This is a genomic window from Variovorax sp. GW821-FHT10D07 (assembly GCF_059415325.1).
The window spans coordinates 13,238-26,039 of record NZ_JBWKMZ010000006.1 but is presented as its reverse complement, the minus strand read 5'-3'; the positions used below and the strand labels follow the sequence as shown (position 1 = coordinate 26,039).

Here is a 12,802-nt window from a genome sequence, read left to right as displayed (position 1 = left end):
GCGCGTTACGTAACGCGGGGCGCTTTTTTTCCGGAACGCCAAGCGGGTTCCGGGGACATGCAACGGCGCAGGCGCACGCCCCGAAAAGCCGTCGGACGGCGCGCGCGCGTGCGCGCCTCGACGCCTAGCGCTCGAACCCATAGGGCGCGAACCGGCTCTGGTTCTCGTCCACGTCCAGCGCCTCGCCGATGAACGGAAAGGCGCGCTGCGGGCAGCGCTCGCGTTCGCAGACCTTGCAGCCCATGCCGATCGGCGTGGCGGCCTCGGGGTCCTGCAGGTCGAGCCCCTTCGCATACACCAGGCGCGGCGCATGGCGGATGTCGCAGCCCAGTCCGATCGAGAAGGTCTTGCGCGGCGAACCATAACCGCGCTGCCCGCGCGAGACCGAGCGCGCGATCCACAGGTAGCGCCGCCCGTCGGGCATGCGCGCGAGCTGCGGCAGGATGCGCTCGGGCTGCGCGAAGGCCTCGTACACGTTCCACAGCGGGCAGGTGCCGCCGGTGCGGCTGAAGTGGAAGTGCGTGGCCGACTGGCGCTTGGAGATGTTGCCGGCCTTGTCCACGCGCACGAAGAAGAAGGGCACGCCGGGCGCGCCCACCCGTTGCAACGTGCTGAGCCGGTGGCACACGGTCTCGAAGCCGACGCCGAAGCGCTGGCCGAGCAGGTCGATGTCGTAGCGCAGCGATTCCGCGGCCTCGAGGAAGGCGCCGTAGGGCAGCAGCAGGGCGCCCGCGAAGTAGTTGGCAAGGCCGATGCGCGCCAGCTTGCGCGAGGCCGGGTCCTCGGTGAAAGGCGGCGCATCGACCAGCGCGTCGATCGCCGCGCCGAGCTCGAGCAGCGCGAGCTGGGTGCCGAGCTGGAAGGCCTGCTGGCCCGGCTCGAGCGCGGGCGACAGCCGCAGGCTGCGCTGCGCGGCGTCGTAGCGGCGCTTGCTGACCTCGGTGTCGTCGGTCAGCAGCACGCGCACGCCGTGGCGCTGGCGCAGCCGCTCGACCAGCCATTCGGCGAGATGGCCGCCGTGCTCGCGCGCGCCCGGCGCGGCCTGCGCCTGCTGCGCTTCCTGCGCCAGCGCCTCGGCCGCGCGGTCGAGGGTGTCGAAGTGGTTCTGGTGCGCGAAGAAGAAGTCGCGCACCACCTCGAAGGGCATGGCGCGCGGCGCGGCCAGGCCCGAGCGCTCGTCGCCCAGGCGCAGCGCCATGGTCTCGAGCTGCTCCATCGCCTCGATGTTGCGCCGGTGCAGCGCCAGCAGCGCGCGGCCCAGCGCGGGCATCTGCGCCGCCACCTCCTGCAGCTCGGGCAACGCCACCGGCTCGGCGGCATCGGCCAGCGCCTCGCGCATGCCGGCGACCAGCCGCGCCTCCTCGTCCTCGGAGAACTGCTGGATGTCGACGCCGAGCGCGCGGCTGATCTTGAGCAGCACCGCCACCGTCAGCGGCCGCTGGTTCTGCTCGAGCTGGTTGAGGTAGCTGGGCGACAGCTCCAGCGCATTGGCCAGCGCCACCTGCGACAGGCCGCGCTCCGCGCGCAGGCTGCGCAGGCGCACGCCCATGAATGTCTTCTTCATCGTTTCGCCTTCGCTGCGAATGCGGGGAAATTCGCAAAATTTGCAAATTTGAGGATTGGGGTCCGCAAGAATTTGCCTTTTCAGTCCTTCTGCAAACCGCATTCTCTGCGTAGATTGCGAAGCATGACAACACCCGCTGGAACGACCGAACTGCGCGAACTGGTGCTGCCGGTGCATGCCAACCACCGCGGCACGCTGTTCGCCGGGCAGGGCCTGCAACTGATGAGCAAGGCCGCCTTCCTGGCCGCGCGCGGCCTGGCGCAGCGCGAGGTGGTGATGGCCGGCGTGACCGGCGTCGACTTCCTCGCGCCGGTGCCGGTGGGCCACCAGCTGCTGCTGCGCGGCTGGGTCAGCCGCATCGGCCGCAGTTCGATGACCGTGTGCGTGACCGGCCTGGCCGACGTGCCGGGCGCGCCGGCCGAAGAAGTCCTCAAGGGCGTGTTCGAAATGGTGGCGGTCGACGCCGCCGGTCGTCCCGCCGCCATCGATCGCGCCTACCTCAACGAAGAAACCGCATGAACCCCATGACCGAAACCACCGCCCCCGCGGGCTTCCGCCCCAAGAAATCCGTCGCCCTCTCGGGCGTGACCGCGGGCAACACCGCGCTGTGCACCGTGGGCCGCACCGGCAACGACCTGCACTACCGCGGCTACGACATCCTCGACATCGCCGAGGTCTGCGAGTTCGAGGAGATCGCCCACCTGCTGGTGCACGGCAAGCTGCCCACGCGCGCCGAGCTCAAGGCCTACAAGGCGCGGCTCAAGGCGCTGCGCGGCCTGCCCGCGAGCGTGAAGGAAGCGCTCGAGAGCCTGCCGGCCGGCGCCCACCCGATGGACGTGATGCGCACCGGCGTCTCGGCGCTGGGCTGCGTGCTGCCCGAGAAGGACGACCACAACCTGCCGGGCGCGCGCGACATCGCCGACCGCCTGATGGCCTCGCTCGGTTCGATGCTGCTGTACTGGTACCACTGGAGCAGCCAGGGCAAGCGCATCGACGTGGAGACCGACGACGACTCGATCGGCGGCCACTTCCTGCACCTGCTGCATGGCCGGAAGCCTTCCGAGGCCTGGGTGCGCGCGATGCACACCTCGCTCAATCTCTATGCCGAGCACGAGTTCAACGCCAGCACCTTCACCGCGCGCGTCATCGCCGGCACCGGCAGCGACATGCACTCGGCCATCGCCGGCGCGATCGGCGCGCTGCGCGGCCCCAAGCACGGCGGCGCCAACGAGGTGGCCTTCGAGATCCAGAAACGCTACGACAGCCCGGCCGAGGCCGAGGCCGACATCCGCCGCCGCGTGGAGGCCAAGGAAGTCGTGATCGGCTTCGGCCACCCGGTCTACACCGTGAGCGATCCGCGCAACGTGGTGATCAAGGGCGTGGCCCGGAGGCTGTCGGAAGAGGCGGGCTCGACCAAGATGTACGACATCGCCGAGCGACTCGAGTCCGTGATGTGGGAGGTCAAGAAGATGTTCCCCAACCTCGACTGGTTCAGCGCCGTGAGCTACCACATGATGGGCGTGCCCACCGCCATGTTCACGCCGCTGTTCGTGATCGCGCGCACCAGCGGCTGGGCCGCGCACGTGGTCGAGCAGCGCGTGGACAACAAGATCATCCGCCCGAGCGCCAACTACACCGGTCCCGAGGACCTGGCGTTCGTGCCGATCGAGGCGCGCGCCTGAGCGGGGGCAGCGGCGCGGTGAAGTCCTTCCAGGTCGATGTCGCTCGGAGCACACTCCGCGGTGCCGCTCCCCGGGGCGGCGCTCCCACACCGAAGCACAACACTGGAGACAAGACCATGACGCTGAATCGCCGCGCCTTCTCGGCCGCCGCCCTGGCGGGACTGACGCTGCCCGCCGCCACCCTCCGTGCCCAGGAGGCCTTCCCGAACAAGCCGCTGCGCATCGTCTGCCCCTTCGCGCCGGGCGGCGGCTCCGACTTCATCGCCCGCGTGGCGGCCAACGTGCTGACCCAGCAGCTGGGCCAGTCGGTGGTGGTGGACAACCGGCCCGGCGCCGGCGGCACCATCGGCACCGAGTACGCGCTGCACACGCCACCCGACGGCTACACGCTGCTGCTGATCGCGGGCAGCTACACGGTCAATCCCTCGCTCTACAAGCTGCGCTTCGATCCGGTGGCCGAGATGACGCCGGTGATCCAGCTCTCCAAGGGCGCCTACGTGCTGTGCGTCAACCCGTCGAAGGTGCCCGCGAAGAACCTGCAGGAATTGCTGGCCTTCGCGCGCCAGAACCCCGGCAAGCTCACCTTCGCCTCGGCCGGCAACGGCAGCCACCTGCACATCGTGAGCGAGTACCTGTTCGGCATGGCGAAGGTCAAGGCCACGCACGTGCCGTACCGCGGCACCGGGCCGGCCGTTACCGACCTGGTGGCGGGCAACGTCGACATGCTGATTGCGGGCACCGAGGCGCTGATGCCGCACGTGCAGTCGGGCCGGCTGCGGGCCTTCGCCGTCACCACGGCGAAGCGGCTGCAGGCCTATCCCGACATCCCCTCGATCGCCGAGAGCGGCGGCCTGCCCGCGTACGACGTGGTGGCCTGGCACGGCCTGATCGCGCCCCGGGGCGTGCCGCCGTCCGTGCTCGCCAAGCTCAACGGCGCGCTCGATGCCGGCCTCAAGGCGCCCGAACTGGTCGCGAAGCTCGATCCCACCGGCGTGTCGCCGGCCGGCGGCAGCGCCGAGCAGTTCGGTGCGCTGATCGGCACCGAGATCCCGCGCTATGCCAAGGTCGTGAAGGACAACGACATCCGCTCCGAATGAACCCCGCGCGGCCCCTCGCAGCGGGGCCGCATCGCTTTCCTGCCCGCTTCCCACGATGACTTCAAGCCACAGAAAAAAACTCCCCGGCACCGCGCTCGACTACATCGACGCGCGCGCCGCCATCGAAGCGCTGCGCCCCGGTGCCTGGGACACGCTGTCCTACACCGCGCGCGTGCATGCCGAGAACCTCGTGCGCCGCTGCGATCCCGCGATCCTCGACGAATGCCTGCTGCAGATCGCCGAGCGCCGGCGCGATCGCGACTTTCCGTGGTTCCCGGTGCGCGTGGTCTGCCACGACATCCTGGGCCAGACCGCGCTGGTCGACCTCGCGGGCCTGCGCGATGCGATCGCGGCCGAGGGCGGCGATCCGGCGCAGGTGAATCCGGTGGTGCCGGTGCAGTTGATCGTCGATCACTCGCTGGCCGTGGAGTGCGGCGGCTTCGACCCGCGGGCCTTCGAGAAGAACCGCGAGATCGAGGACCGGCGCAACGAGGACCGCTTCCATTTCATCGAGTGGACCAAGCGCGCCTTCGCCAACATGGAGGTGATCCCCGCGGGGAACGGGATCATGCATCAGATCAACCTCGAGAAGATGTCGCCCGTGGTCTACGTGCAGGACGGCCTGGCCTTTCCCGACACCTGCGTGGGCACCGACAGCCACACGCCGCACGTCGACGCGCTGGGCGTGATCGCGGTCGGCGTGGGCGGGCTCGAGGCCGAGAACGTGATGCTCGGCCGCGCCTCGTGGATGCGGCTGCCCGAGATCGTCGGCGTGGAGCTCACGGGCCGCCGCCAGCCGGGCATCACCGCCACCGACATCGTGCTGGCGCTGACCGAGTTCCTGCGCAAGGAAAAGGTGGTCGGCGCCTACCTCGAGTTCTACGGCGAGGGCGCGCGCAGCCTCACCATCGGCGACCGCGCGACCATCTCCAACATGTGCCCCGAGTACGGCGCCACCGCCGCGCTGTTCCACATCGACGAACAGACGCTGGCCTACCTGCGGCTCACCGGCCGCGAGGACGCGCAGGTCGCGCTGGTCGAGACCTATGCGAAGACCGCGGGCTTCTGGGCCGACGCGCTGGCATCCGCCACCTACGAGCGCGTGCTGAAGTTCGACCTCTCCAGCGTGGTGCGCAACATGGCGGGCCCGTCGAACCCGCACCGCCGCCTGCCGACCTCGCAGCTGGCCGAGCGCGAGATCGCCATCGGCCTGCACGCGGCGCGCCAGCAGGAGGCCGCGGGCCTGATGCCCGATGGCGCCGTGATCATCGCGGCCATCACCTCGTGCACCAACACCTCGAACCCGCGCAACGTGATCGCCGCCGGGCTGCTGGCGCGCAACGCCAACCGGCTGGGCCTGGTGCGCAAGCCCTGGGTCAAGTCCTCGCTGGCGCCGGGCTCGAAGGCCGTCGAGCTCTACCTGCGCGACGCCGGCCTGCTCGCCGAACTCGAGCAGCTGGGCTTCGGCATCGTCGCCTTCGCCTGCACCACCTGCAACGGCATGTCGGGCGCGCTCGATCCGAAGATCCAGCAGGAGATCGTCGAGCGCGACCTCTACGCCACCGCCGTGCTCTCGGGCAACCGCAACTTCGACGGCCGCATCCATCCCTACGCCAAGCAGGCCTTCCTGGCCTCGCCGCCGCTGGTGGTGGCCTATGCGATCGCGGGCACCATGCGCTTCGACATCGAGCGCGACATCCTCGACGTGGTCGACGGCAAGGAGATCCGCCTGGCCGACCTCTGGCCCGCCGACGAGGAGATCGACGCGATCGTCGCCGCCTCGGTGCGGCCCGAGATGTTCCGCCAGGTCTACGAGCCGATGTTCGCGATCCATGCCGACCACGGCGAGAAGGCCAGCCCGCAGTACGACTGGCGCCCGCAGTCCACCTACATCCGCCGCCCGCCCTACTGGGACAGCGAGGGCGTGGGCGCGCTCGCGGCCAACCCGCGCACCCTGCGCGGCATGCGGCCGCTGGCGCTCCTGCCCGACAACATCACGACAGACCACCTGTCGCCGTCGAACGCGATCCTGCGCGACAGCGCCGCCGGCGAGTACCTCGCGAAGATGGGCCTGCCGGAAGAGGACTTCAATTCCTACGCCACGCACCGCGGCGACCACCTGACGGCCATGCGCGCCACCTTCGCCAATCCGCAGCTCGTCAACGAGATGGCGGTGGTCGACGGCGTGCAGCAGAAGGGCTCGCTCGCGCGCATCGAACCCGAGGGCCGCGTGGTGCGCATGTGGGAGGCGATCGAGACCTACCTGAACCGCCGCCAGCCGCTGATCATCGTGGCCGGTGCCGACTACGGCCAGGGCTCCTCGCGCGACTGGGCCGCCAAGGGCGTGCGCCTGGCCGGCGTCGAAACGGTGGTGGCCGAGGGCTTCGAGCGCATCCACCGCACCAACCTGCTCGGCATGGGCGTGCTGCCGCTCGAGTTCAAGCCCGGCACCACGCGGCTCACGCTGGGGCTGGACGGCACCGAGACCTACGACGTGGCCGGCGAACCGGCCCCGCGCGCCGACCTCGCGCTGATCGTGCATCGGCGCGATGGCGAAGTGCAGCGCGTGCCGGTCACCTGCCGCCTCGACACCGCCGAGGAAGTGTCCATCTACGAGGCCGGCGGCGTGCTGCAGCGTTTTGCGCAAGACTTCCTGGCCGCGAACACCGCGGTCGCTTGAGAACCCATCACCATGGCATCCATTCCTCAGATCAAGATTCCCGCCGTCTACATGCGCGGCGGCACCAGCAAGGGCGTGTTCTTCCGCCTGCAGGACCTGCCGCAGGCCGCGCAACAGCCGGGCCCGGCGCGCGACGCGCTGCTGCTGCGCGTGATCGGCAGCCCCGACCCCTATGCCAAGCAGATCGACGGCATGGGCGGCGCCACCTCGTCGACCTCGAAGACCGTGATCCTCTCGCGCTCGACGCGGCCCGATCACGACGTCGACTACCTGTTCGGCCAGGTCTCCATCGACAGCGCCTTCGTCGACTGGTCGGGCAACTGCGGCAACCTGTCGGCCGCCGTGGGTCCGTTCGCGATCGCGCAGGGCCTGATCGATCCGGCCCGCGTGCCGCCCGATGGCGTGTGCACCGTGCGCATCTGGCAGGCCAACATCGGCAAGACCATCGTGGCCCATGTGCCGATCTCGGACGGCCAGGTGCAGGAGACCGGCGACTTCGAGCTCGATGGCGTGACCTTCGCGGCGGCCGAGGTGCCGCTGGAGTTCATCGATCCGGCCGACGAAGGGGAGGGCGAGGGCGGCGGCGCGATGTTCCCCACGGGCAGGCTCGTCGACGACCTCGAGGTGCCCGGCGTCGGCACCTTCAAGGCCACGCTGATCAACGCGGGCATCCCCACCATCTTCGTCAATGCCGCCGACATCGGCTACAGCGGCACCGAACTGCAGGACGCGATCAACGGCGACCCCAAGGCGCTCGCGATGTTCGAGACCATCCGCGCGCACGGCGCCGTGAAGATGGGCCTGATCCAGGACATCGCCGAGGCCGCGAAGCGCCAGCACACGCCCAAGGTCGCGTTCGTCGCGCCGCCGAAGGACTACGTCGCATCCAGCGGCAAGCCGGTGCGGGCCGCCGACGTCGACCTGCTGGTGCGCGCCCTGTCGATGGGCAAGCTGCACCACGCCATGATGGGCACGGCCGCGGTCGCGATCGGCACCGCGGCCGCGATTCCCGGCACGCTGGTGAACCTCGCGGCCGGCGGCGGCGAACGCCAGGCGGTGCGCTTCGGCCATCCGTCGGGCAGCTTGCGCGTCGGCGCCGAGGCGCGCGCGGTCGATGGCCAGTGGGCCGTGACCAAGGCCCTGATGAGCCGCAGCGCCCGCGTATTGATGGAAGGCTGGGTGCGCGTGCCCGGCGACAGTTTCTGAAAAACGGATCCTCCCCATGTCCACCCGCAAGCAACTCAAGTCCCTCGCCGAGGCCCGCCGCGGCCTGATCGTTCCGGGCGCCTTCAATGCGCTCTCCGCCCGTGTCGTGGAAGACCTCGGCTTCCAGGCGATCTACGTCACCGGCGCCGGCGTCACCAACATGTGGTTCGGCATGCCCGACCAGGGCTTCATGGGCCTGTCGGAGATCGCCGACCACACGGCGCGCATCCGCGACGCGGTGTCGGTGCCGCTGATCGTCGATGCCGACACCGGCTTCGGCAACGCGCTCAACGTGCGCCACACCGTGCGCACGCTCGAGCGCGCGGGCGCCGACTGCATCCAGTTCGAGGACCAGGTCGCGCCCAAGCGCTGCGGCCATTTCTCGGGCAAGGAAGTGATCTCCACCGAGGAGGCCGTGAGCAAGATCAAGGCGGCCGTCGATGCGCGCCGCGATCCCGACCTGCTGATCATGGCGCGCACCGACGCGGCCGCGGTCCATGGCTTCGAGGCCGCGGTCGAGCGCGCGCAGCGCTTCGCCGAGGCCGGCGCCGACATCCTGTTCGTCGAGGCCGTGACCAGCGCCGAGGAAGTCCGCGCGCTGCCGCGGCGTCTCGACCGGCCGCAGCTCATGAACATGGTGATCGGCGGCAAGACGCCGATCTTCAACGCGACCGAACTCGGCGAGCTCGGCTACGGCATCGTGCTCTATGCCAATGCCGCGCTGCAGGGCGCGGTGGCCGGCATGCAGAAGGCCTTGACGGTGCTGCGCGACGAGAAGGAAGTGCGCGAGTCCAGCGGCCTGGTCACGCCCTTCGCCGAGCGCCAGCGGCTCGTGGGCAAGCCCGAGTGGGACGCGCTGGAACAGCGCTACACCTGAAGCACCGCGGCCAGCAGCCGCACGCCCTGCGCGATCTGCTCGACCGTGAGGCTCGCATAGCCGAGGATCAGGCCGCCGCAACGACTGCCGGTGGCCTTGCTCGCGTAGAGCGGCGACACCGGATAGACACCCACGCCACGCAGCCGCGCGGCGGCGACCAGCGCGGCTTCGTCGCGCGGCCGCAGCCACGGCAGCCACAGCACCACGTGCAGCCCGGCCGCCGTGCCCGCGACCTGCGCCTCGGCCGGCAGATGGCGCGCGATCGCCTCGAGCAGCGCCGTGCGGCGGCGCTCGTTCTCGCGCCGCGCGCGCCGCACGTGGCGCTCGTAGGCGCCGCTGTCGATCAGCGCAGCCAGCACCCGCTGTTCGAGCAGCGGCGCATGGCGGTCGGCCATGCGCTTGGCCTGGCGGAACACCGGCACCAGCTCGGGCGGCAGCACCAGGTAGCCGAGCCGCATCTGCGGCGACAGCGCCTTCGAGAAGGTGCCCACGTAGAGCACGCGCCCGTCGGCATCGATCGCGCGCAGCGCATCGATCGGGCGCTGGCCGTAGCGGAACTCGCCGTCGTAGTCGTCCTCCACGATCCAGGCGCGCTGCTGCCGCGCCCATTGCAGCAGCGCGAGGCGCCGGCCGATGGCGAGCACGCCGCCGAGCGGGAACTGGTGCGAGGGCGTGACATAGGCCAGGCGCGCGCGGCCGTCGCGCGGCAGCGCGGCCGTGTCCAGGCCCTGCGCATCGACGGGCACCGGCAGCAGCGTCGCCCCCGTGGCCTCGAAGCAGCGCCGCGCCATCAGGTAGCCGGGGTTCTCGAACACGAAGGCATCGGCCGGATCGAGCAGCAGCCGCGCGCACAGGTCGATGCCCTGCTGCGAGCCCTGCACCACGACGATCTGCCCGGCGTCGCAGACCAGCCCGCGCGCGCGCCGCAGATAGCCCTGCAGCGCGCGTCTCAAGCCTTCGTCGCCTTCGGGCGGCGCGTAGCTCAGGCTGCGCTGCTGGCGCAGCAGCTCGGCCTGGTAGGCACGCCGCCAGACCAGCGCGGGGAAGTCGCGCGAGGCGACCGCGCCATAGAGGAAGTCGATGCGCGCCGGCTCGCTCGGTGCAGCCGCTGGTGGCGCCATCGCGGCGATGCGGCGGCCGTAGGCCGACAGCGTGGGCGCGGGCCGGGCGCGGCGGGAGGCGGCCGCCGGCCGAGCCACGGCGGCAGACGGCGGGCTCGCCACGCGCGCCGCGCGCCCCGCCGACGTGAGCAGGTAGCCCTCGGCGGCGAGCTGCTCGTAGACCGCGGTCACCGTGGTGCGCGAGACGCCGAGCTCGGCCGCCAGGGCCCGGGTCGACGGGGCGCGCGCGCCCGCGGGCAGGGTGCCGTCGGCGATCTGGTCGCGCAGCAGCGCGTAGATGCGGCGGCCCGCGCCCTGGCCCGGGGGAAGCGACAACTGGTCCATGCAAAAAGACTCAAACTGGTTCTTCGCATTGTGCCGGTTCGAGGCGACAGTGAGGCACCCCATACGCTTTCCGAGCCACGCCCGATGTACATCCCCGCGCATTTCGCCGTCACCGATCCCGCCGCGCTGCAGCGCGTCATCCGCGAGCATCCGCTCGGCATGCTGGTCACGCACGGCCCCACGGGGCTGGACGCCGATCACCTGCCCTTCGAGTTCGATCCCGAGGTCGGCACCCACGGCCTGCTCTCGGCCCACGTCGCGCGCGCCAACGATGTCTGGCAGCGCTGCCCGACCGGCACCGAGGTCATGGTGGTCTTTCGCGCCGCGCAGGCCTACATCTCGCCGAGCTGGTATCCGAGCAAGCACGAACTGCACCGGCAGGTGCCGACCTGGAACTACGAGGTGGTGCATGCGCACGGCACGATCACCGTGCGCGACGACGAGCGCTTCGTGCGCGGCATCGTCGCGCGCCTCACGCGCCGGCACGAGGCGGCCGAGCCCAGGCCCTGGAAGATGGGCGACTCGGCGCCCGAATTCATCGACGGCCTGCTGGGCCACATCGTCGGCATCGAGATCGCGCTCACCTCGCTGGTCGGCAAGTCGAAGCTGAGCCAGAACAAGGAAACGCGCGATCGCGCGGGTGCGTCCGAGGCGCTGGCCGCGCGCGGCCACGCCGAGATCGCCGAGCGCATGCGCCCGATCGACTGATCGGTCGGTCGCGCGCCGCTATGCGACGGCGCCCACCGCGGCCCGGCGCTGCCCATGCCGCGGCCGCTGCAGCCCCAGGTGCTCGCGCAAGGTGCGCCCCTCGTACTCGGTGCGCACCAGGCCGCGCCGGCGCAGCTCGGGCAGCACCAGCTCGATGAAGTCCTGCAGGCCGCCCGGGAACCAGGGCGACATGATGTTGAAGCCATCGGCGCCGCCTTCCTCGAACCACTGCTGCAGCTGGTCGGCGATGCTCTGCGGCGTGCCCACCACCTGCTGGTGGCCGCGCGCGCCCGCGATGCGCAGGTAGAGATCGCGGATGCTGAGGTTCTCGCGCCGCGCGAGGTCGAGCAGCAGGCGCTGCCGGCTCTTGGGGCCGTTGGTCTCGGGCAGCTCGGGCACGGGGCCGTCGACCGGCAGGCCCGAGAAGTCGAAGCCGCCGATCACGTTCGACAGCAGCGAGACGCCGACCACCGGGTGCACCAGGTCCTGCAGCAGCGCGAACTTCTCCTCGGCCTCCTCCTGCGTGCGACCGACCACCGGGAAGATGCCCGGCATGATCTTGATCGACTCGGGCTCGCGGTCGTAGGCCTGGGCGCGGTCCTTGATGTCGCGGTAGAAGCTCTTCGCCTCGTCGAAGGTCTGGTGCGCGACGAAGATCACCTCGGCCGTGCGTGCCGCGAGGTCGCGGCCGGCCTCCGAGGCACCGGCCTGCACCACCACCGGCCGGCCCTGCGGCGAACGCGAGACGTTGAGCGGCCCGCGCACCGAGAAATGCTTGCCCTTGTGATGCAGCACGTGCAGCTTGTCCTCGTGGAAGTACTGGCCGCTGTCCTTGTCGCGCACGAAGCTGTCGTCCTCCCAGCTGTCCCACAGGCCGGTCACCACGTCGTGGAACTCGGCCGCGCGCTCGTAGCGCAGCGCATGCTCGAAGTGCTCGTCGCGGTTGAAGTTCTGCGCCTCGCCGGTGCCGCTCGAGGTCACGAGGTTCCAGCCCGAGCGCCCGCCGCTGATCTGGTCGAGCGAGGCGAACTTGCGCGCCACGTTGAAGGGCTCGTTGAAGCTGGTCGACACGGTGGCGATCAGGCCGATGCGCTCGGTGACCGCGGCCAGCGCCGACAGCAGGGTCAGCGGCTCGAAGTGGTCGCTGCGCGCGGTGCGCGAGAGCGAGGCGAGTTCGCTGCTGCGCACGCCCACCGAGTCGGCCAGGAAGACGGCATCGAACTTCGCGGCCTCGGCCAGCTTCGCGAGCTCCACGTAGTGGCGGAAGTTGCTGCCCGCGTCGGCCTGGGCCTGCGGATGGCGCCAGGCGGCGATGTGGTGGCCGGTCTGCATGAGAAAGGCGCCCAGCTTGATCTGGCGGGAGGAAGTGGCCATGGGAACTCGTGGTCGGAGGGTGCGCGCAAAAGTGCGGCGGCAGGTTAAGTCGGTGCCCGCTCGCGCGGAAAGAAGGGATTCGCACTTCCTTAGGCGCGCACTGCATTTGGCAAGGCGGCCGGGTGGCGCAGCCTCGGTTTGCGCATATGCATGCGACTTTTTCTTCGCA

General features: G+C 70.6%; 10 protein-coding genes. 7 read left to right on the top strand and 3 right to left on the bottom strand.

All coding sequences use genetic code 11. The annotated features are described in order from the left end of the window. Nucleotides 1-124: 124 nt before the first annotated feature. Nucleotides 125-1,564: a short-chain fatty acyl-CoA regulator family protein gene (locus AC07PU_RS18930; protein ID WP_495319472.1), complete on the bottom strand. Its 1,440-nt coding sequence runs from the start codon at nucleotides 1,562-1,564 to the stop codon at nucleotides 125-127. 123 nt (nucleotides 1,565-1,687) lie between these two features. Between AC07PU_RS18930 and AC07PU_RS18925 the strand changes: the two genes are divergently transcribed. The 6 genes from AC07PU_RS18925 to AC07PU_RS18900 all read left to right on the top strand — a co-directional run bounded on the left by AC07PU_RS18925 (nucleotide 1,688) and on the right by AC07PU_RS18900 (nucleotide 9,106). Next, nucleotides 1,688-2,083, top strand: a complete 396-nt coding sequence (locus AC07PU_RS18925; RefSeq protein ID WP_398493636.1) for an acyl-CoA thioesterase — start codon at nucleotides 1,688-1,690, stop codon at nucleotides 2,081-2,083. Between the two features lie 5 nt (nucleotides 2,084-2,088). Next, a complete protein-coding gene (gene prpC / locus AC07PU_RS18920; protein ID WP_495319470.1) occupies nucleotides 2,089-3,246 on the top strand; it encodes a bifunctional 2-methylcitrate synthase/citrate synthase in 1,158 nt (385 codons plus the stop codon). Nucleotides 3,247-3,362: 116 nt separating this feature from the next. Then, nucleotides 3,363-4,343: a tripartite tricarboxylate transporter substrate binding protein gene (locus tag AC07PU_RS18915; RefSeq protein WP_203207516.1), complete on the top strand. Its 981-nt coding sequence runs from the start codon at nucleotides 3,363-3,365 to the stop codon at nucleotides 4,341-4,343. A gap of 55 nt (nucleotides 4,344-4,398) precedes the next feature. Next, nucleotides 4,399-7,023: a Fe/S-dependent 2-methylisocitrate dehydratase AcnD gene (gene acnD / locus AC07PU_RS18910; RefSeq protein ID WP_495319468.1), complete on the top strand. Its 2,625-nt coding sequence runs from the start codon at nucleotides 4,399-4,401 to the stop codon at nucleotides 7,021-7,023. Nucleotides 7,024-7,035: 12 nt separating this feature from the next. After that, nucleotides 7,036-8,229, top strand: coding sequence for a 2-methylaconitate cis-trans isomerase PrpF (prpF, locus tag AC07PU_RS18905; RefSeq protein ID WP_495319466.1), 1,194 nt, complete (start codon nucleotides 7,036-7,038; stop codon nucleotides 8,227-8,229). 16 nt (nucleotides 8,230-8,245) lie between these two features. Further along, on the top strand, nucleotides 8,246-9,106 hold the full coding sequence (locus tag AC07PU_RS18900; RefSeq protein ID WP_296779647.1) for an isocitrate lyase/PEP mutase family protein: 861 nt from the start codon (nucleotides 8,246-8,248) through the stop codon (nucleotides 9,104-9,106). Here AC07PU_RS18900 and pdxR read toward each other — a convergent pair. After that, nucleotides 9,097-10,551 (bottom strand): MocR-like pyridoxine biosynthesis transcription factor PdxR, encoded by a 1,455-nt coding sequence (pdxR, locus tag AC07PU_RS18895; protein ID WP_495319464.1) that lies wholly within the window; start codon nucleotides 10,549-10,551, stop codon nucleotides 9,097-9,099. The two genes, AC07PU_RS18900 and pdxR, sit on opposite strands and share 10 nt — an antisense overlap. A gap of 84 nt (nucleotides 10,552-10,635) precedes the next feature. Between pdxR and AC07PU_RS18890 the strand changes: the two genes are divergently transcribed. Then, nucleotides 10,636-11,259: an FMN-binding negative transcriptional regulator gene (locus AC07PU_RS18890; protein WP_495319462.1), complete on the top strand. Its 624-nt coding sequence runs from the start codon at nucleotides 10,636-10,638 to the stop codon at nucleotides 11,257-11,259. A gap of 18 nt (nucleotides 11,260-11,277) precedes the next feature. Here the strand turns inward: AC07PU_RS18890 and AC07PU_RS18885 are convergent, their stop codons facing one another. Continuing rightward, complete coding sequence (locus AC07PU_RS18885) at nucleotides 11,278-12,633, bottom strand: LLM class flavin-dependent oxidoreductase (RefSeq protein ID WP_495319460.1); 1,356 nt, start codon at nucleotides 12,631-12,633, stop codon at nucleotides 11,278-11,280. Nucleotides 12,634-12,802: the final 169 nt, after the last annotated feature.